Raw genomic sequence first — 19,979 nt, 5'->3', positions numbered from 1 at the left:
AGCACCTCCAGCAAACGGCGGCCGGTCCAACCGGCCGCCGTTTGCTGCGTTAGTGCGCTGGCTAAGCCGGAGTCACGTACGCGCCCGAGATGCCGCCGTCGACCATAAACGTTGACGCCGTGATGAAGGACGAATCATCACTGGCCAGGAAGGCGACCGCACCGGCGAGCTCCTCCGGCTCGGCGAACCTGCCCAGCGGGATGTGCACTAGCCGGCGGGCTGCCCGCTCCGGGTCCTTGGCGAACAGTTCCTGCAGCAGGGGAGTGTTCACCGGTCCGGGGCACAGGGCGTTCACGCGCACTCCTCGGCGGGCGAATTCGACGCCGAGTTCCCGGCTCATCGCCAGCACCCCGCCCTTGGATGCGCTGTAGGAGATCTGGGAGGTCGCGGCGCCCATCACCGCCACAAAGGAGGCGGTGTTGATGATGGAGCCCTTTCCGGCAGCGAGCATGTGCGGCAGCGCGTACTTGCAGCAGTAGTAGACCGAGGTGAGATTCACTTCCTGTACCCGCTGCCAGGCATCGATACCGGTGTCCAGGATGGACGCATCCTCCGGCGGGGAGATCCCGGCGTTGTTAAACGCAATGTCCACGCGGCCGTAGGTTTCCTGCGTCACCTCGTAGAGCCGCCGGACCTCTTCTTCATTCGTCACGTCCACCGGCACGAACAGTCCGCCCACCTCATGGGCTGCAGCCTTGCCCGCCACCGGATCCACGTCCCCGACGACGACGTGCGCGCCTTCCGCTGCCAGCCGGCGTGCCGTGGCAAGGCCGATGCCGCTGCCTCCGCCGGTGATGACGGCGCTGCGGCCTTCCAGCCTGCGCAGCGGTGCCGGTGCGGGACGTTCCGGTGAGACCTGTTCTGACATGGTGTTCTCCTTCGTGGGACCGTTACCGGCCGGTGGCAATGAAGACGTTTTTGGTTTCCGTGAACGCGTCCAGGGCGTCCGGGCCCAGTTCCCGGCCGAGCCCCGAATGCTTAAAGCCGCCAAACGGCGTCCAGTAGCGCACGGAAGAATGCGAGTTCACGGAGAGGTTCCCGGCTTCCACACCCCGGGAGGTGCGCAGGGCACGCCCCAGGTCCCGCGTCCAGATTGAACCGGAGAGTCCGTAGTCCGAATCGTTGGCAATCCGGACGGCGTCCTCCTCATCCGTGAACGGAACGACGGCAAGGACCGGTCCGAAGATCTCCTCGCGCAGGGACGGACTGCCCGGCGCCGGTGCCAGGACAGTCGGCGGGAACCAGAATCCCGGCCCTTCCGGTGCCTGGCCCTGGATAACGACGTCGTCTGCCGCCACGTATCCGGCCACCCGGTCGCGCTGTGCGGAAGAAATCAGCGGACCCATGGCTGAGTCCTGGAGCCGGGGGTCGGCTACCCGGAGCCCCGTGACGTGCGGTTCGAGCAGTTCCAGGAACCGTTCGTACACCCCGGCCTGCACCAGAACCCGGGACCGGGCGCAGCAGTCCTGTCCAGCGTTGTCGAAGGCACCCCCGGGCGCTGCGGCGGCGGCCTGTTCCAGGTCTGCGTCGTCGAAGATGATGTTGGCGCTCTTGCCGCCCAGTTCCAGGGTCACCCGTTTCAGCTGGGCGGAGCAGCCGGCCATGATCTGCTTGCCCACCTCCGTGGATCCGGTGAACACGACTTTGCGGACGGCCGGATGGGTGACAAAGCGCTCGCCGATCACCGATCCCTTGCCCGGCAGCACCTGGAACACGCCCTCGGGGATACCTGCCTCGAGAGCGAGCTCGGCCAGCCGCAGCGCGGTCAGCGGGGTCAGCTCAGCCGGTTTGAGGACCACGGTGTTTCCCGCAGCCAGTGCGGGTGCGAAGCCCCACCCTGCGATGGGCATGGGGAAGTTCCACGGGACGATCACACCCACCACGCCCAGGGGCTCGTGGAAGGTGACGTCGATGCCGCCGTCCACCGGGATCTGCGCACCGGTATGCCGCTCCGGGGCACCGGCGTAGTAGTTCAGCACGTCCCGGACGTTGCCGGCTTCCCATCGTGCGTTCCCGAGCGTGTGTCCGGCGTTAGCCACTTCCAGTGCCGCCAGGTTCTCCAGGTCTGCGTCCACGGCGGCGGCGAAGCGCCGCAGCAAGCGGGCACGGTCCGAGGGGCCGGTGTTCCGCCAGGTTTCAAAGGCGCGTGCAGCGGCGTTGATGGCCGCATCGGTGGCGTCCAGGTCCAGCGGTGCCACGGTGGTGATGATTTCCTCCGTGGCGGGGTTCAGGATGGGCGTGCTCACCTGCGGGCTCCTTGTGCTGTCGACGTGTGCGGGACAGGGCCGGCGTTGCCTTCGTTGGCGCCTTCGCCGGACCACCGGGCGGCCGCCGCGACGAATCCGCGGAACAGCCGCAAATCGTCGGGATTCTGCTCGGGATGGAACTGAACCCCCAGCACCCAGCTGCCGCCGTCGGGCAATTCCACGGCTTCGATGGTGCCTTCCGGCGCCACCGCGGTGACCACCAGCCCGTGGCCCAGTTCGGCGATGCCCTGGTGGTGGTAGCAGGGGGCACTGGCCTGCGGGCCGAGCAGGGACGCGATGAGGCTGCCCGGGGTGGTCGTGAACCCAACCTCCCCAAAGACGCCGGGGGAGAGCTGGTAGTTCGCTTCCGGGCGGACATCGGGCAGGTGCTGAATCAGGGTGCCGCCGAGGGCCACGTTCAGGACCTGCGCTCCCCGGCAGATCGCCAGCAGCGGCAGGCCCCGTTCAAGGGCGGCCCTGGTCAGCGCCAGGTCGTGGGCATCCCGCTGCGGCTGGCTGACCGTTAGTCGATGCCGCTCGTGCCCGTACTCCGCTGGGTCCACGTCCGTCCCGCCCGCGGTGATGAGCCCGTCCAGGCTGTCCAGCACATGCACTCCGGTGGCAACCGGGGGCAGGAGCACCGGAACACCACCCGCGGCGGCGACGGCCTCCACATAGGTTGCCGGGATCAGGGCGGCGGTTCCTTTCCAGACGCCCCAGGCCGCTTCCTGGTAGTAGGTGGTGATGCCGATCAGCGGCCGCGCGGCACCTCCGGGGGCCGGACGCTCAGAGCCGCTCAAAACCACGCTTGCGCTCCCAGTCGGTGACGGCGGATTCAAAGGCGGCCAGCTCGACGTCGGCCGCGTGCACATAGTGGGCGACGACGTCGTCGCCAAAGGCCTTGCGGGCCATCTCACTGCCGGCCAGCAGATCACGGGCGGCCCGCAGCGTCGTCGGCAGCCGGTCCGCTCCGGTGGTGTAGGCGTTGCCGGCGGTGACCGGTTCCAGCGGCAGCCGGTTTTCAATGCCGTGGATGGCCGCTGCCACCAGGGCCGCAGTGGCCAGGTACGGGTTCAGGTCGCCGCCGCCCACCCGGTTTTCGCTGCGCATTCCGGAACCGTGGCCCACTACGCGCAGCGCGCAGCTGCGGTTGTCCAAGCCCCATGCAATCGCGGTGGGTGCGAAGCTGCCTTCCACGAACCGCTTGTAGGAGTTCACATTGGGGGCCAGGAAGTAGGTCAGTTCCTTCAGCGCTGCCAGCTGCCCGGCGAGGAAGTGTTCCATAACCGGGCTGAAACCGTGCTCACCGTCTCCGGGAAACACCGGTTCGCCGTCGAGGTCCCGGAGGCTGAAGTGAATGTGGCAGGAGTTGCCTTCGCGTTCGTTGAATTTCGCCATGAACGTGACGCTCTTGCCCTGCTGGTCCGCGATTTCCTTGGCGCCGGTCTTATAAAAGGCGTGGTTGTCGCAGGTGCGCATGGCTTCGTCGAAGCGGAAGGTGACTTCCTGCTGCCCGTAGTTGCATTCGCCCTTGGAGGATTCAACCACCATGCCGGCGCCTTCCATGCCGGTGCGGATGGCGCGCAGCACCGGTTCCAGCCGGGAGGTGGCCAGCAGCGAGTAATCCACGTTGTACCGGCTCGCGGCCTGCATGCCGGTGTACTCGCGGTCCCAGGCAGAGGAGTAGCTGTCATCAAAGAGGATGAACTCCAGTTCGGTGCCGATGTAGGCCCGGTAGCCAAGTTCCTCCAACCGGTCCAGCTGGCGGCGCAGGATCTGCCGCGGCGAGGGCGCCAGGGGAGTGCCGTCGGTGTGCAGCACATCGCACTGGACTATGGCGGTGCCGGGCAGCCAGGGCACCAGGCGCAGTGTCTCCATGTCCGGGCGCATCACCAGGTCTCCGTAGCCGTTCTCCCACGAGGAGGACTCGTACCCGTCAATGGTGTTCATATCCACATCCACTGCGAGGAGGTAGTTGCAGCCCTCCGCTCCGTGCGGGTAGACGTCCTCCAGGAAGGACTTCGCGCCGCACCGTTTGCCCTGCAGCCTGCCCAGATGGTCCGTGATCGCTACGATCACGGTGTCGATGCTGCCCGCTTCGGTGCGTTCGCGCAGTTCTTCGATGTCCAGCCCGTTGGGCGGTAGTTTCTGCTCCTGCTGCTTCATGCTCTGTCCGCTTCCCACGTTTTGTTCCTAACGGATTTCCGATTCGGCCTCGGTGATTTGGGCGAATTCCTCCTCCGGGGCGCTGGCGACCAGATGATGGCGGCTATAGAACCAGAAGTAGGCCAGCGCGGCTACAAATATGCCCGCGGTAATCGAAGCGGCCAGCACATCCACTACGAAGGTCGCCACTACGGCCACTACCGCCAGGACCAGCGCGACGCCGGTGGTCACCACTCCGCCAGGGGTGCGGTAGCCGCGCGGCAGGTCCGGTTCGCGCCGGCGGAGCACTATGTGGGAGAGGTTCAGCAGCACGTAGGAGACCGTTGCGCCGAAGACGGCGATGTTGATCAGCAGCCCGCCGTCACCGGTGATCGCTGCGAGCAGGAAGCCGATGGTGCCCGGGACAATCAGCGCCATGTACGGGGTGCGCCACCGGGTGGTCAGGGACATCCAGCGCGGCAGGTAACCGGCGCGGGAGAGGGCGAAGAGCTGCCGGGAGTAGGCGTACATGATGGAGAAGAAACTGGCCACCAGTCCGGCCAGCCCGGCGTAGTTCACGAAGTCGGCCAGGAACGTGTTGCCGCCGTAGGCGATGCGCAGGGCCTCAGGCAGCGGATTGTCCGAGGTGCTCATGGCCTCGGCACCGGCGGCTCCTGGCACGAGCACCAGCATCAGTGCACCGAAGACCAGCAGGATCGCCATGGCCGCAATGATGCCGCGGGGCATGTCCCGCTTGGGGTCTGCCGTCTCCTCGGCGGCCAGTGGGACGCCTTCCACAGCGAGGAAGAACCAGATGCCGTAGACCAGGGCGGCCAGGGCACCGGCAATGCCCATGGGGAGGAAGGAACTCGCTCCGGCAGCGTCCGTGGGCACAATGTCGAACAGGTTGGCGGCGTCGAACTTGGGAACCAGGCCCACCACGGTGGCGACCAGCGCCAGGACGGCGATGGCGGTGATGACGAACATCAGCTTGAGCGCCTCGCCCACTCCGCGCAGATGGATGCCGATGAAGACGGCGTAGGTGACCAGGTAGACCGGCCAGGAGTTGGTCAGGCCGAACAGCCCCAGCGCTTCTATGTACCCGCCGATGAAGGTGGCGATGGCAGCCGGCGCCACAGCGTATTCGATCAGCACGGCCATGCCGGTTGCGAAGCCGCCCAGCGGTCCCAGGGCCCGCCGCGCGAAGCCGTAGCCTGCCCCTGCGGTCGGCAGCGTGGAGGAGAGCTCGGCCAGCCCGAAGACCATGCACGTGTACATGATTCCCATGAGGACGAAGGCGATGAGCAGTCCGCCCCAGCCCCCCTGGGCCAGGCCGAGGTTCCAGCCGGAGAAGTCTCCGGAAATCACGTAGGCGACGCCCAGGCCTGCCAGCAGGATCCAGCCTGCCGCGCCGCGCTTGAGCTGCCGCTGGCTCATGTAGTTAGCGCCGACTTTTGTGTAGTCGACCCGGGATTTAGCCATGCTGTCTTCCTCGTTCGTTCAGTGAAGCCGGACGGTGCAGGAACAAACCGCGTGGAGCAAAAGCTGGTGTAGCCGGACGCAGGCGCACTGGGCGCACAATGGACTGATTTCAGTCCATGAAGGTTGGTGAAGAGTCTGCGGCTAGAGACCGCTGCCCGTCAATAGTTCAACGAACATTTTTATTGGCCTGATTTGAGTGTTTTAGGGCTTAGACTTCCCGCATGGGCATGCCGCATTTCGACTCCGGGGCGCTGCCAATGCGGCCCGTGCGCCGCGGCAACGCGTTTGAAGAGACCGTGGAGCGGGTGCTGGAGAACCTCAAGCTCGGCATCTACGCCGCCGGCTCCCGGCTTCCGCCCGAGCGTGAGCTTGCCGCCCAGCTGGGTGTTTCCCGGGCTACTTTGCGCGAGGCGCTCGCAGAGCTTCAGTCCGCGGGATACCTGGAGTCACGGCGCGGACGCTACGGCGGAACCTTCGCCGCGGAGGTCCTGCCCGAGCCCGTGCCTGTGAGCCAGGGTGATGCGGGGGACCTGGAAGACGTACTGCTGTTCCGCCGGGTGGTGGAGTCGGCTGCGGCCCGGCTTGCGGCCGAAGCGACGCTGACCCCTGCTGCGCGCGGGCATCTGCTGGCGGCGCTGGAGGAAGTGGACCACGCCTCCACGGATACTTTCCGCCCGAAAGATGCCCGGTTCCACATCGCCGTTGCTGAACTGTCAGGTTCGTCGCGCCTGGTGGCTGCCGTTGCCGAGGTCCGTGCCCAGGCCAGTGATCTTCTGGACCGGATTCCGCTGCTGCAGGCCAACCTGGACCATTCCCAGGCCCAGCACCGGGAGCTCGTGGATGCTGTGCTGCGCGGAGATGCGGATGCTGCCGAGGCTGCCGCTATGGCGCACCTTGAAGGAACTGAGCGGCTGCTGCGCGGGTTCCTGGGGTAGCGCTCGAAACTACTACGGCGGCACCCGGCCCTCCCCGTGGGAGGCGGGTGCCGCCGTCGTGCTTTGCTGTCTTCTTAGTTTTCCCAGGGCGCCTTGATGGGGAAGTACTTCTCCAGGAAGTCAGTGACCCGTTCGGTGCGCTCTTCGGCGGAGACTTCGGGGAAGGACCCGTCGTTGAGGCAGAAGAGGTCCTTGTTCCGTTTGGCCAGCAGCCGGTCCATGGACTTCAGGCCCTGATAGGACGTGGTGTCCACGTACTTCACCTTCGCGGTTTCCTGCGTGACGGCACGTCCGGTGAGCAGCGCGTAGTAGTGGTACAGCGAGTTCGTGACGGAGATGTTGTCCTTTGCGCGGAACTTGCTTGCCGCCGTGGCCGCGAATTCTTCGGGGAACACGGCTTCCATTTCCACAAGGACACTTTTGCGCAGCGGCGCTGCGGTGTGCTCGAGGTGGCGTGTGGTGATGCGGCCGAAGCGTTCCCAGAGCAGCATGCGGTTCACGCGTGCGGCGTTTTCGAAGCCGCTGCGTTCGGGGTCGTTGGCGCCGAGGCCGATGCGGGTGCTGGCTTCGATGAACTTGGTGATCCCGCCGGGGGAGAAAAACAGGTCCGGTCCTACGGGGCGGCCGAAAAACATGTCGTCATTGGAATACAGGAAGTGTTCGGAGAGCCCGGGGATGTGCTGCAGCTGGGATTCTACGGCCTGCGAATTGAAGGTGGGCAGCACGGACGGGTCGCGGAAGTGTTCGATTGCCGGCACAAACGTGACGGACGGGTGGTCAGCCAGCCAGTCCGGGCGTGGGGAATCCGAGGCGATGAAGATGCGCCGGATCCAAGGGGCAAACATGTACACCGAGCGCAGGGCGTACTTGAGTTCGTTGATCTGGCGGTAACGGGCTTCATGGTCATCGCCTTCGCCGACTACGGCGTCCTGCATCAGTGCTGCGCGCCGGGCCCGGTATTCCGGTGAACTGCCGTCCACCCAGGAGAAGACCAGATCGACGTCGAACCTGATGTCCGTGGCATGGTCCGCGAACATGTTCTCGATCGTCGGCCAGATCAGGCCGTGCTTGTCTACCTTTCCGCGGACAACTTCTGCGGCGGGCAGGGTGCGCCGGGTCAGGGAGTTTTCCACCGGAAGGGTGATTTCCTTTTCCCCAAGCTCCCAGAGCTCAACCTGGACGCCGGCGGAGGGTCCGAAGACGAGGTTGGTTCCGCTGGTGCCGCGCGGCCGGAACAGCCGGATGATGCGGGTTTTCTGGTGCGGCGAGAGATCGCCGTCGGCCACCAGTACTGTCCGGGACTTTTCGGTGTCTACGCTGCGTGAGTAGAAGGGTTCATCCCGGCAGGCTTCGACCAGGGCGCGGCGCAGGTCTTCGCGCAGCTGAAGGTCGATGGCGATTACGGGGCGCTGGTCGTTGCCGCGGACCAGCAGGTAGTCGATTCCGGCGTCGTCCAGTACACGGCGCACAAACAGCAGGTCTTCCACCATTGCCTGGTGCGGGGTCAGACCGGTGTCCATAAGTGTCAGCCGGCCCTTGATCTTGCGAACGTTCGGCCGGTGTTCTACCCGTTCGATGACTGCCAGGGATGCTGTTTGGAGGTCTTCTGTCTCTGTGGTTTCTTCGGGCGTGCCGAAGTAAACGTCGTGCTCAGCTGTGATGTCGGTAATTGGAGCCTCCGAGGGGTCGAGCCGTTAAGGCGCTGAAAAAGGGGAAGCGTGCGACGCTGCACAGGTAGCTGGACCCTCGGTGTGCTCTGGCCGGTTTGGTGCCGTGCCGGGGCTGGGAAACCGCGGGATGCTATGGGCGGCGCTGGCGGGGCTGCGTAGCATTGATGCTTAGCACGCGGAAACCTCCGGGAGCCGATGTGAGATACCGTAACACCCTGTTCGCAGGCGCCGTAATGGCGGCCTTGGCTGTGCAGTCCTGTGCAGTTCCAGACCCGTCGGATCCGGCCTGGTCTGTCCAGAAAATTGACTCGGCTTCCCTTGAGTTTGAATACCCTCCTGACTGGTCAGTTCGTGAAGTTGCTGCGTTGGCGAATGATCCTGCCGGCGGTGTTTCCTACCATGTCTACGATGCCGACGGCGCTTTGATGGCCTGGCTCGACACCGGGATTATTACCGATCAGGTATGTATGGGCATGCAGGAGCCGGTCACGTATACGGAGTACGATTCCCAGCCGATGCCGGAGCTGAAGTCAGCCCAGGGCACCTCCCAGCGTTTTGTGTACCACTCTGTTGCTCCGTCAGCTGGTGAAGCTCTGGTTTCCTATGCGGTTGTCAGTGCTCCGCCTCCGACTGCCGAGCAGGCTTCCTGCGGCTTGTTTGATTTCTTCACCCTGACTGAGTCCAGCGGTGGCCGGTTTTCCGGTGTGGTCCCTCCTGATGCGGGTTCTGATGTTTCGGCCCATCTGGAGAAGGCTGCGGCGTATGCCGGCTCGGACGAGTTCCGTGATGTGAAGCGGATGCTTGTGTCCTTGCGCAGTACTGACTGAACTTTTTGGGCTTGTTGCTCTTCTGCTGTGGTGTCCTGTGGATAAGTAAGTATGCTGTGCGCCAGTTTGAGTAGGATCTACCGCACGCTGCCTTGCCTATCACGGGGGTTCTGATGTCCAGTCCTGGTGTTCGACGCCGTTTAGCTGCGGTTTCTCTTGTTGGTTCTTTGGCGGCGATAAGTGCGTGTTCCGGATCTGATGATCCTGGTGCGGATGCTGCCCAGTCTCCGAGCGCATCTGTCGCTGAGTCGGTTTCTCCTACACCTACTCCTTCACCGTCAGCGACGTATAAGCCTGCCTCTGCTGAGGGTCCTGCGGAGAATGTTCCGCTGCCTGTGATGCCTGAGGAGGCGAAGGTCGAGTCCAAGGAGGGGCTTATCGCTTTCGCGCGGTATTGGTATGAGCTGGTGAATTACGGATATGAGACCGGGGATGTGGGGCCGGTTAAGGCGGTGAGCGGGCCGGACTGCACTGACTGTAATCGATACTTCGGTGTTGTCGATCGCGGTTATAGTGACGACGATTGGATGGCCGGCTCTCTGATCGATTTCAGGAGTGTCCACAGCGACTATGTGCTTACACCGGCTGGCCTGTATCAAGTGCTGATCCAGTTCACGCAGGAGCCGGTTGAGTACTACGGTCCAGGTGGGGCGGAGTATGGAATTGACCCCGGAAGTGAAAGGCCCGTCGTCCAGATATTGGAGGCACGCTACGAGAAGGATCATTGGATCGTCGAACAATTGTCGAGTATGTAATGCGACAGGCTACGACAATACGATGGGGCGCCTTATTCACTTTGGTTTTGATGACTACGTTTCCAACACCGGCCGTCGCTTCCAGCGAAGAAAAAGGGAGTGGAGATTCGTCGTTCCACGATGGGAATGTCGTTGGCGAGTGGTACCAACATGACTCTGGAGTGTGGACGAGTGTGCAAGTAGGGATCCCGGACGACCCTAACGGATATCGTTTTGAGCCTGCGTGTTTCGATGACCAAAACTCTGGTGACCTGACGTGCCTGAACCAGGCGGCGACGTGTACTGCTTCAGAAGACGGTCGGTTGGTGTGGTGGTTCTCTGGATTACGAGCCACAGATCCCGAAACTTGGCCCCGCCTAGGTGACGCCCCCAGCTGTATCTACTCAGAGGATCCAGCAGCCTTCCAAGAGCGACTCCGCGAAGCGGTACTTACAGCCTTCCAAGAGGCTCCGATCGCGCCGGGAACCATGACTCTGCAGCCCAGCCCACACACTCTGATCGGCGCGAACACAAACGTTTATGTTGAGGCATCGAGCCAGGTTTTTGAGATGGAACTGCTGGGTCAGTCCATCCGCATCGAGGTGGAGCCTACGGAGTACACGTTCAATTATGGTGATGGCACAAGTTACGGGCCGGTATCAACACCCGGCGGACCTCTGCCAGAAGCACGCTGGGGTGAGCAGACTGCGACGAGCCACATGTATTCCCAGACCGGTGATTTCCCCGTGAGCGTGACGATATTTTTCTCCGGCGAATATTCCGTCAACGGCGGACCCACGATTCCTATGGACGGACGCGCTGAAATTGAGTCTCCGGCCCAGGTTCTCAGTGTGTGGCGCTCGGAATCGCGCAACGTCGCTGATAACTGCTTGATAAATCCAGCAGGAGTCGGCTGCTGATGCGCGACTCTCATATGGTGCAACGGATAAGGGGCTTTGATGTCTAGTTTTCGTGTTCGACGCCGTTTAGCTGCGGTTGCTTTTGCTGGTTCTTTGGTGGTTCTGACTGGGTGTTCCGGATCTGATGATCCTGGTGCTGATGCTGCCCAGTCTCCGAGTGCATCTGTCAGTGAAACTGTTGCTCCTGCTCCTACGCCTTCACCGTCGGCGACGTATAAGCCTGCGTCTGCTGAGGGTCCTGCGCAGAATGTTCCGTTGCCTGTGATGCCTGAGGAGGCGAGGGTCGAGTCCAAGGAGGGACTTATTGCTTTCGCACGGTACTGGTATGAGGTGGCTAATTACGGGTACGAAACGGGGGATGTGGAGCCGCTGAAGTCTGTCAGCGGACCGGACTGCACTGCTTGTAATGGAGCATATTCGACCCTCGAAACTTGGTACGAAGGTGAGAATTGGGCTGCAGGAGGGCAGATCGAAGTGAGTTCGGTGGCATCCGAATACGCGCTAACCGAGTCAGGTGCCCGACAAGTACTCGTGATGTTCAAGCAGGTCCCGATCGACGTTTACGAATCCAACTCTTTTTCACGGACAGTTGGCGAGGGGAACGTATACGTCCAGTTGATGGACGCCCACTTTCATGAAGGATCATGGATTGCCACGGATGTGGTCACCATAAGGCAAATGCCATGATCCTTCGACCGGCTGCGTTACCGTTCCTCGCCGCGGCTCTAGCCATCAGGATGGTTGTGGCAGCCGGAGGCGAAGGGGAAGGAGATCTCGGAGGAGGGGGCACTGTAGAAGGACGGGCCACTTACTACCAGGATCCGTCGACAGGTGTCTGGGGAACGTTTCAAACTGGTTTGGCGGAAGACCCTATGCAATACAAATATGAGGCTGCGTGTTTTGACGATAACGACGGCGACGTGAGTTGCTTTGTTCGATACGGGCTCGAGTGCTCAGCGGGGCCGGATGGCCGCTTAGTTTGGTGGTCTTCGGCGTTGAGAGCAGATGAAAACCCGGAATGGACCCGAATGAGTGAAGTTCCTACCTGCATCTACTCAGAAGACCCGGCTGCCTTCCAAGAGCGACTCCGCGAAGCTGTACTTACAGCCTTCCAAGAGGCTCCGATCGCGCCCGGAACCATGACTCTGCAGCCCAGCCCACATACTCTGATCGGCGCGAACACAAACGTTTATGTTGAGGCATCGAGCCAGGTTTTTGAGATGGAACTGCTGGGTCAGTCCATCCGCATCGAGGTCGAGCCTACGGAGTACACCTTTGATTACGGTGACGGGACGAATTATGGACCGGTTTCGACTCCCGGTGGACCTTTGCCAGAGGCGCGCTGGGGAGAGCAGACGGAAACGAGTCACATGTATTCCCAGACAGGTGATTTTCCGGTGGCGGTAACGACCTTCTTCTCGGGTGAATACTCGGTGAACGGGGGACCCATGATTCCCATGGACGGCCGAGCTGAAGTTGCCTCTCCGTCCCAGGTCCTCAGCGTATGGCGTTCTGAATCCCGCAATGTCGCAGATAACTGCTTGGTGAATCCGGCAGGAGTTGGCTGCTGATGTACGTCTCTCATATGTTGCAACGGATAAAGAAGGCTTTGACATCCAGCCTTGGTGTTGGACGCCGTTTAGCTGCGGTTTCTCTTGTTGTGGCTGGTTCTCTGGTGGCACTAAGCGCGTGTTCCGGATCTGATGATCCTGGTGCTGATGCCGCCCAGTCTCCGAGTGCATCTGTCAGTGAAACTGTTTCTCTTGCTCCTTCACCGTCAGCGACGTATAAGCCTGCCTCGGCTGAGGGTCCTGCGGAGAATGTTCCGTTGCCTGTCATGCCTGAGGAAGCGAAGGTCGACTCCAAGGAGGGGCTTATTGCTTTCGCGCGGTACTGGTATGAGCTGGTGAATTACGGGTATGAGACCGGGGACGTCCAGCCGATCAAGACGGTGAGCCGGCCGGAATGCACTGATTGTTCGCGCTATTACCGAGTCGTTTCAGACGGGTACGACAGCTCGGATTGGATCGTTGGGGCGCATATTACTGTCCTGGGAATCGACTCAGCGTATGTATTGACCTCTGAAGGCCGCTACCAGGTTCTTGTCCAATTCAAACAGGACGCCTTTGAACTACAGGGGCCCGACAACCGAATATACGACCATTATCCAGGAACTGATCGACCCGTCGTCCAGATGTTGGAGGCACACTACAAAGGCCATCAGTGGATAGTCGATGAACTACGAAGCATGTGACGGTATGAAGTTCATTAGAGGTGGCTGGAGGCCCGACGGCAAGATAGTCACCCTCCTGTCAGCTGTTCTGATGCTGGGGCGCCCTGTTAAACGACGTTTGGCTGTGGTTTCACTTATGGTGGCTGGTTCAGTGACGTTTCTTGCTGGATGTTCCGGATCTGGCGCCGACGTGGCACAGTCTCCGAGCCCATCTGTCATGGAGGCCGTTTCTCCTACGCCTTCTCCCTCCGCGACGTATAAGCCAGCGTCGGCTGAGGGTCCTGCGGAGACCGTTCCGTTGCCTGTGATGCCTGAAGAGGCGAAGGCCGAGTCCAAGGAGGGGCTTATTGCCTTTGCCCGGCACTGGTATGAGTTGGCCAACTACGGATACGAGACGGGCGACGCGTAGCTGTTGAAATCCGTCAGTGGACCAGAGTGCTACGTGTGTGGGCCGTTCTATGAAACCGTTGAGAGTGGGTTCACAGGCGAAGACTGGATAGCAGGAGCCGAGATAACGGTCCTAGGAGTGGATAGCTCATTTGCGCTCACCCCTGACGGTCTCCGACAGGTGCTTGTGCAGATGATTCAGGAACCCCTCGAGTTCTATGGACCTTCCGGGTTTCAAAAAACAGTTGACGGCAATGAGCGTCCCTCTGTACAGATGATCGAAGCATCCTATGGTGAGGGAGGATGGACTGCTGTCGATGTGGTGACCATCAGTCACAGCGGTTAGATACTGCCGTGTTGACCGGATGGCCGGGCTAATGCCCAGGAACATCGGGTCGAGGCACAGTGAAAACCGTCCGCGGATCCTGAAGCAGCGCCGGGTACCTGAAATCCGAACGGTTCACGCTACCGAAAATGTCGACATTACGCCGGGCAGTGTCATTGGTGAGGGTAACTCCGCCGACCGTTCCCAGCTCAAGAACGGATCGGTCCGGACCGAGCAGAGCGACCGTATCGCCGTCGTCCATTACATCCAGGAATCGCTCAAGCTCACGGGCCTTCTTGCCCGTCACAGGCTTACCCCGGGCGGTCAGCATCTGCAGCTCGATCACCGGCACATCACATCCGGTCACCGGCCGGGCCACCCACAAGGCATCTTTCACCGGTTCGGCGGGGAGCAGCAGAGTTTCCGGTTCCGGCCAGACGTAGGGCAGGTCCGGGGGAGTGCCAGGGAACAGGTCCGCATAGAAAACAGGATCCTTGGCAAGCAGGTTCGACTGATGGCTCTCGTGAACACGCGCATCACCCAGCCACGGGGGCAGAGGCACCTTGCGGACGTCGGCGTCGGGAGCGAACTCAACCAGCTGATCCCGCACCGTATCCGCATACCCGCGCGCCACCCAGGTATCCGTCATCGCCAGCCCGTACAGCGTCAGAGCCGGCACGTAACCCATCCACATGCGCGTCACTGGATGACTTTGCCAGCCGTAATCGGGCACCACCAGCGCCCGCAGAATCTGTAGTGTTTCCACCCGCTGCTTGCCCAGCCGAGGCGAATCGAGTACTTCGGCACTGCGCCGGAAATCCTCGTAAGGAAGAAACGTCTGCACCTTCAGCCTCCGCAGCAGGGACTAGTACTCGGCATACAGTTCCCCCGCATACACAGGCTCAGCGACACGGTTATCGGGCCCGGGCAGGGGGCATGCCCAGCGTTCGTCGTACGCGCACGACGGGTTGTACAGAAAGTTGAAATCCAGAATCAGGGAATCGCCCGGCGCTTCCCCGAGATGAGCCCCCTTGATCGTGTCCAGGAGGTACCTCCCGCCGCCGTACGTTCCGTCCGGTTTGCCGGCCAGACCGTCGCGCAGCGGCAGGAAAAGCCCGCCTCCGTACGTGGCAAGACGCCACAGTGCCAGCCTGCCAACCGGCGTCGAAACGGTTCCGAGGCGTTCGAAGTAGACCATCCCGTCCGTGCCTGTGGGGACTTCGAGCTGCTGCCCGGCGCCGTCGTCGTCGATTGCTGCCTCGCAGCGCAGCTCCGGATCATAGGGCGCGACGGCGAGTCCCCGGAAACGCTCTTTCGCGTCCTCACTCAGCGGTGACGCGGCGTGGGTGGCGAACAGATCGTCTCGCTCGCGGCGCCAGAGTTCGTGGGCCGACGACGGCGAGCCCGCCTCCGCCTCCCGGCGCACCTGTGCGTATATGTCGAACATGCGACGGCGCCAGTCAGCCGTCCGGAGTGCCGAATCGGGGGAAACCATGACCCCAGCGTAGTGTGTTCGGGTGACTACGGGACTGCTAATTGTTGTGCTGGCTTCGATCTTTGTTGGGGCGCTGGCCCAGCGGATCGCCGGACTTGGGTTCGCACTTCTGATTTCGCCGTTCCTGGTGATCATCCTTGGCGCCCATGCCGGCGTGCTGATGGTGAATGTGTGCGGACTGGTTTCGTCGCTGCTGATCATGTTCCGGGTCTGGAAAGACGTGGACTGGAGCATGTACCGGTGGCTGGTGATTCCTGCCGGGATCGGGAGTGTTCCGGCGTCGATCGCTGCTGTGTATTTGCCGGCAGCGCCGATGGCTGTGATCGTCGGTGCGATCGTCCTGGTGGCTCTGGGCGCGTCCCTGGTCTTGGCACGCAATTCGGTGGTCGTCACCGGTAACCCGGCGAAGGCAATCGCAGGTTTTGCCTCGGGCGTGACCAACGCTATTGCTGGTGTCGGCGGGCCTGCAGTCAGTGCCTATGCCGTGATGGCGCGGTGGCCGCAGCGGCCGTTCGCCGCGACGCTTCAGCCCTTTTTCGTCACCATTGCCACGGTGACCCTCGCGGTGAAACTTACTGTTGACCCGGGCCAGATGCCGCCGTTTGGTGTTGTTGCCTGGGTGCTGATCGGTCTGATGATTGTTGGTGGCATCTATGCGGGGGAGCGGTTGCAGAAGCACATCCGCGACGACCACGTCCGCTTCGCAGTCATCGTGATCGCCTTCCTCGGCGCCGGCGCAGCGATGGTCAAGGGCATCATCGACCTGGTGGCGTAGCAGGGCAGGGCGGCGGTGCCCGACGGCGGTGCGTACGGGCGGTGGCCGACGGCGGCGCGTAGGGGCGGTGGGCTGGGACTGTGCGTCCGCCGGCTGTGCAGGGCTGACTTAGCTCGCATTTCGTGGCCCGTAGGTGGAGCCCAATCCTGCCGGAAAAGCGGGTAAATCGCCGGTATTTCGTGCTCCTGAAAAGGGCCGATTTAGGCCTCTGAATGTCAGTGGCAGCTGAAAGAGTTAGGGGTATGAACCGCTCCTCGGGCACACCGTTTTCCCGGTCAGCAGACCGGGATCGTAGCGGTGTGCCGGGTGCCAGTGCAGTGTTCTGCGCCGATCCGGCGTCCTCCGACGATGCGGCGGTGTTGTCTTTGCCGGAGGGGTTTGCTGGCCGGTTGTCGTTCCGTGGTTCCGAGTCCCTGGGCTATGACGAAACCGTGTCTGCTCTGCAGCGCCTTGGCATGCTGATCTCCTGGGCACAGGCCCAGCAGGCACATGCCGCGGCCCGTTTGGAGGTGCTTTTCGCCCGGGACATTTCCGATGCATCCGGCCGGGAAGAGCCTGCCCTTGCCCTGAGTCTCGCAGCTGCTGAAGCGTCCACCGTCCTGAACATTCCGCACATGACGGCCATGCAGCTCATCAGCGAATCCTCCAGGTTGTGTACTGACGCTCCGGAGACCCTTGCCCGCCTGGCCGAGGGCAAGATCGGTCTGCAGCACGCCCGGATCATCCTCGAAGAAACCCATAACCTCCCCACCGAGGTCCTCGAGGTCCCGGACGTCCAGGCCGCCGCCGATGACCGGGTTGAGGCAGGCACCGCCGTAAACCACTCTGCCGGGGATCCGGGCCAGCTGGATCTCGGGCTCGATGGAGAACCCGGTGATGGCGCCGAGGACGGAGCTGGTGACGGAAGTGAGGGATGTGAGGGCGGAGGACCGGGACCAGCTGACAAAGGGGCAGCGTCGGCAGGCGGAGCCGGAACCGATGATGTCCTGGCAGGCGCCGAGGTGCTCACTGTCCGCGGCGCGTTCGAGCGCGATCTGCTCACAGAGGCGGAAGGCCGGACCGCCGCGGGGTTTGGCCGCCGTGCCCGCAGGCTTCGGGAATCCCGGTTTCCGGATCTCATTCCGGTTCGTCACCGGCAGGCGAAGGACAAACGCCGCGTTTACCTCCAGCCGCTGCCTGACGGTATGTCCTGCCTCAGTGCCATCATCGCTGCTGAGAAGGGCCAGTCCATGTTCGCTGCCCTCACCGGTGCAGCCAAGGCCGGCAAACGAGCCGGAGACCCCCGAACCATGGACCAGCTCCGCGCCGACACCCTTACCGCACTGCTGCTCGAAGGCGAACCCACCACGGATACCGCAAACGATACTGGGACAGGCGGACAAAAAACCGCCGACCGCAAAGCCGCTACGAACAGGGAAGCGAAACGTCCTCGCCGGGCGGAACGGCACCGCAACCGCAACCAGAACCCTTCAAAGGTCCGCACCGAGGTCATGGTCCTGGTCAACGCAGATACCCTCGCCGGGGTCGATGAGAACCCCGCTGAGCTCAACGGCTACGGACCCATCAGTGCCGAGACAGCACGGGCCATGATCCTCGAGGCACTGCACTGGACACCCCTGCTCCAAGACCCCAGCACCGGTGAAATCCTGAATGTCGGACGAACACGCCGCATCCCGGCCGGACTCAAACGCTGGCTCCAAGCACGGGACGGAACCTGCAGATTCCCAGGCTGCTCAGTGAGCGTCACCCACGCGGAGATCGACCACACCACGCCGTTCTCCCACGGCGGAGCAACCGACCACTCGAACTTGGAACACCTCTGTCCCAAACACCACCGGTTCAAAACCCTCGGACATTGGAAAGCACGCCAATCAGAGCCCGGAACCATCGAATGGGACTCACCCACAGGGCGCACGTACGCCACCGACCCAGCACTGGCGTCCATGCCCACTCCACCAAAACAGCGCCGCGAGCCGCCCGGGCAGAACGCCAAACAACCGGACGACGAGCCACCTCCCTTCTGAGTCACGTCCCTTCTGAGCCACGACTTCTAGGCAACGTCACTTCCGACGTTCGGCTACGCGGTCTCACTTGGTGCCAGGACAGCCCGGTTCGGCAGCTGACAGACGGAGTCTCACACCCAGAAGTCTCAATAGTCTTGGCAGACGGTGCAGACGGTGCAGACGGTTCGAACGGTGCAGCCGGCGCAGACAGTGTAGGCAGCGCAGACAGTGCAGGCAGCACAGACAATGCAGCGGTACAGTCCTGCTTTGACTCGTCCTCAGCTACCGCACCAGTGGTAGAGATGGAGACGGCAGTGTTCTGAAGTGAACCTGGCGGGTCTAAAGGGGACAATGCGCTGGAGCGTGCAGGATCACAACTCCAACCTCGACTCACACCCACACCCTCAACTGCTGGGACCCATCAGAATGGCACGATAGAAAGCGATGAAACTCTTTAAGCGCCCGAAGAAACCGGGTGTGGTGCCCATGCCGCTCTGGCTGCAGGGAATGTTCGAACTCGGTCAGGCAGCAGTGCTGTCAGCCCTGGTCGTAATCCTGCCGCTAACCGGAGTGTGGGCAGCAAACGGGTTCTCAGACCGCGACTACGCATCCCTGGCACGGCTGAGCGGACAAGCCTGGCTGCTGCTGCACGGAGTTCCGCTGTCGCTCACCTTTCCGGCTGGAACAGTAGGGCCCGAAGCCTCCGGAGGGCTGCTCTCACTTATTCCGCTGGGACTGACCCTCATACCGTTTTTCCTCTGCTGGAGAGCCGGACGGCGACTGGCACGGGCCTGCTACACAGACCAGCTCTGGCAGGCACTACTGGGAGCACTGGGAACCTACGCCCTGCTTGGAACGGCAGCTGCATACTTCTCCGCAAATGAAGATGTACGCATCTCCCTTGTGGCAGGAGCGCTGATACCACTCATCGCAGCAGGCCTCGGAGTAATCGTTGGCGCCAGATTGGAGGCCGGATCCTGGGTCCGGCTAATCGGCGTGGACCTCACAGACTGGATCGCCCGGACCAGCCAGCACTCACGCTGGGCAGGATCGTACCTGTGGGCAGCCATCCGCGCCGGAGTCGTTGGCATTACAGCAGCAATCGGACTCTCAGCAGTTCTCCTGGTGGTGGCTGTGGCCCTGAGCTGGGCAGAAATCGCAACGGTGTACCAAAAGCTCGACGCCGGAATCATCGGAGGCATCGTCCTCACCGTCGCACAGCTGGGACTGCTGCCAAACCTCGTTGTCTGGGCCCTTGCCTGGGCATCCGGAGCAGGCTTCAGCATCGGAACCGGAAGCATCATTAGTCCGCTGGAAACAACTGTCGGCCCCCTGCCAGCTGTCCCGCTGCTGGCAGCACTGCCGAGCGGACAAGCAGAATATGCCTACGCAGCACTGCTGATTCCCGTGGTGGCAGGAGTACTTGCAGGCTGGTGGTTCCTGCGTGAGGGGGAGAACCACTTCGACGAATGGCTCTCCATCAAGATCCGGGCGCGGTGGTTCACGGCAGCCGTCTCCACCATCTGCCTCGGAGCCGTGATCGGACTGATCTCCGGACTCCTGGCAGCCGCAGCGGCACTCATTGCACGAGGCTCACTGGGGATTGGGCGGTTCGTGGAGATCGGCCCGGATCCCCTCTGGACCGGAATCTGGATCGCTGCGGAAGTCGCCGTCGGTGTTGTGATCGGCTATGCCGTGGGACCCTGGCTGGAGCGTGAACGGACCAGACGCCCCTCCGCTATCTCAGCCGGATCACGGAGCTAACCAGTAACAACCGGGCCAAGTAGACAACCGAGCCAGTC

The 19,979-nt window shown here is 62.4% G+C and carries 18 protein-coding genes and 1 pseudogene; 11 read left to right on the top strand and 8 right to left on the bottom strand.

Annotation, left to right across the window (positions count from 1 at the left end; all coding sequences use genetic code 11):
• Positions 1-61 precede the first annotated feature (61 nt).
• The 5 genes from ACWGQ2_RS01565 to eat are packed head-to-tail and all read right to left on the bottom strand — an operon-like array spanning position 62 to position 5,873.
• A complete protein-coding gene (locus tag ACWGQ2_RS01565; RefSeq protein ID WP_452013642.1) occupies positions 62-868 on the bottom strand; it encodes a 3-oxoacyl-ACP reductase in 807 nt (268 codons plus the stop codon).
• 22 nt (positions 869-890) lie between these two features.
• Positions 891-2,246: an aldehyde dehydrogenase family protein gene (locus ACWGQ2_RS01560; RefSeq protein ID WP_452013640.1), complete on the bottom strand. Its 1,356-nt coding sequence runs from the start codon at positions 2,244-2,246 to the stop codon at positions 891-893.
• Entirely contained in the window at positions 2,243-3,046 is an 804-nt protein-coding gene (locus ACWGQ2_RS01555) for a gamma-glutamyl-gamma-aminobutyrate hydrolase family protein (protein WP_452013637.1), read from the bottom strand. The genes ACWGQ2_RS01560 and ACWGQ2_RS01555 overlap by 4 nt, the downstream gene beginning before the upstream one ends.
• Positions 3,033-4,412 (bottom strand): glutamine synthetase family protein, encoded by a 1,380-nt coding sequence (locus ACWGQ2_RS01550; protein WP_452014478.1) that lies wholly within the window; start codon positions 4,410-4,412, stop codon positions 3,033-3,035. Before ACWGQ2_RS01550 ends, ACWGQ2_RS01555 begins: the two co-directional genes overlap by 14 nt.
• A 27-nt stretch (positions 4,413-4,439) precedes the next feature.
• A complete protein-coding gene (eat, locus tag ACWGQ2_RS01545; RefSeq protein WP_452013634.1) occupies positions 4,440-5,873 on the bottom strand; it encodes an ethanolamine permease in 1,434 nt (477 codons plus the stop codon).
• A 221-nt stretch (positions 5,874-6,094) separates the two neighbouring features.
• On the opposite strand from eat, the gene ACWGQ2_RS01540 reads away from it, so the two are divergent.
• The gene (locus ACWGQ2_RS01540; protein ID WP_452013632.1) at positions 6,095-6,808 is read left to right on the top strand and encodes a FadR/GntR family transcriptional regulator; all 714 of its coding nucleotides are present in this window, start codon (positions 6,095-6,097) and stop codon (positions 6,806-6,808) included.
• A 74-nt stretch (positions 6,809-6,882) separates the two neighbouring features.
• Here the strand turns inward: ACWGQ2_RS01540 and ACWGQ2_RS01535 are convergent, their stop codons facing one another.
• On the bottom strand, positions 6,883-8,328 hold the full coding sequence (locus ACWGQ2_RS01535; protein ID WP_452013630.1) for a stealth family protein: 1,446 nt from the start codon (positions 8,326-8,328) through the stop codon (positions 6,883-6,885).
• Between the two features lie 383 nt (positions 8,329-8,711).
• Here ACWGQ2_RS01535 and ACWGQ2_RS01530 point away from each other — a divergent pair, with 383 nt between their 5' ends.
• The 7 genes and pseudogenes from ACWGQ2_RS01530 to ACWGQ2_RS01500 all read left to right on the top strand — a co-directional run bounded on the left by ACWGQ2_RS01530 (position 8,712) and on the right by ACWGQ2_RS01500 (position 13,925).
• Complete coding sequence (locus ACWGQ2_RS01530) at positions 8,712-9,305, top strand: hypothetical protein (RefSeq protein WP_452013627.1); 594 nt, start codon at positions 8,712-8,714, stop codon at positions 9,303-9,305.
• Between the two features lie 113 nt (positions 9,306-9,418).
• A complete protein-coding gene (locus ACWGQ2_RS01525) occupies positions 9,419-10,060 on the top strand; it encodes a DUF6318 family protein (protein ID WP_452013625.1) in 642 nt (213 codons plus the stop codon).
• A gap of 467 nt (positions 10,061-10,527) precedes the next feature.
• Positions 10,528-10,959 carry a hypothetical protein gene (locus ACWGQ2_RS01520; protein WP_452013622.1) on the top strand — a complete coding sequence of 144 codons (432 nt, stop codon included), beginning with the start codon at positions 10,528-10,530 and terminating at the stop codon, positions 10,957-10,959.
• 39 nt (positions 10,960-10,998) lie between these two features.
• Complete coding sequence (locus ACWGQ2_RS01515) at positions 10,999-11,646, top strand: DUF6318 family protein (protein WP_452013620.1); 648 nt, start codon at positions 10,999-11,001, stop codon at positions 11,644-11,646.
• The gene (locus tag ACWGQ2_RS01510) at positions 11,643-12,530 is read left to right on the top strand and encodes a hypothetical protein (protein WP_452013618.1); all 888 of its coding nucleotides are present in this window, start codon (positions 11,643-11,645) and stop codon (positions 12,528-12,530) included. Before ACWGQ2_RS01515 ends, ACWGQ2_RS01510 begins: the two co-directional genes overlap by 4 nt.
• On the top strand, positions 12,530-13,213 hold the full coding sequence (locus ACWGQ2_RS01505; RefSeq protein ID WP_452013615.1) for a DUF6318 family protein: 684 nt from the start codon (positions 12,530-12,532) through the stop codon (positions 13,211-13,213). Before ACWGQ2_RS01510 ends, ACWGQ2_RS01505 begins: the two co-directional genes overlap by 1 nt.
• A pseudogene (locus ACWGQ2_RS01500) lies at positions 13,194-13,925 on the top strand (DUF6318 family protein). Before ACWGQ2_RS01505 ends, ACWGQ2_RS01500 begins: the two are co-directional and overlap by 20 nt.
• A 28-nt stretch (positions 13,926-13,953) precedes the next feature.
• Here the strand turns inward: ACWGQ2_RS01500 and ACWGQ2_RS01495 are convergent.
• Both ACWGQ2_RS01495 and ACWGQ2_RS01490 read right to left on the bottom strand, forming a co-directional pair.
• Positions 13,954-14,748, bottom strand: a complete 795-nt coding sequence (locus tag ACWGQ2_RS01495; protein ID WP_452013612.1) for an MSMEG_6728 family protein — start codon at positions 14,746-14,748, stop codon at positions 13,954-13,956.
• A gap of 21 nt (positions 14,749-14,769) precedes the next feature.
• Positions 14,770-15,399, bottom strand: coding sequence for a DUF1684 domain-containing protein (locus ACWGQ2_RS01490; RefSeq protein ID WP_452013609.1), 630 nt, complete (start codon positions 15,397-15,399; stop codon positions 14,770-14,772).
• Between the two features lie 22 nt (positions 15,400-15,421).
• Between ACWGQ2_RS01490 and ACWGQ2_RS01485 the strand changes: the two genes are divergently transcribed.
• From ACWGQ2_RS01485 to ACWGQ2_RS01475, 3 genes are all read left to right on the top strand, one after another.
• Positions 15,422-16,174 carry a TSUP family transporter gene (locus ACWGQ2_RS01485; RefSeq protein WP_452013606.1) on the top strand — a complete coding sequence of 251 codons (753 nt, stop codon included), beginning with the start codon at positions 15,422-15,424 and terminating at the stop codon, positions 16,172-16,174.
• A 242-nt stretch (positions 16,175-16,416) separates the two neighbouring features.
• Entirely contained in the window at positions 16,417-18,198 is a 1,782-nt protein-coding gene (locus ACWGQ2_RS01480; RefSeq protein ID WP_452013603.1) for a DUF222 domain-containing protein, read from the top strand.
• Between the two features lie 423 nt (positions 18,199-18,621).
• Positions 18,622-19,941 carry a cell division protein PerM gene (locus ACWGQ2_RS01475; protein ID WP_452013600.1) on the top strand — a complete coding sequence of 440 codons (1,320 nt, stop codon included), beginning with the start codon at positions 18,622-18,624 and terminating at the stop codon, positions 19,939-19,941.
• Positions 19,942-19,979 lie beyond the last annotated feature (38 nt).

This window comes from Arthrobacter sp. NPDC055585, from assembly GCF_053619115.1.
The sequence above is the reverse complement of the archived record's forward strand: the minus strand, read 5'-3'. Positions and strand labels throughout refer to the sequence as shown.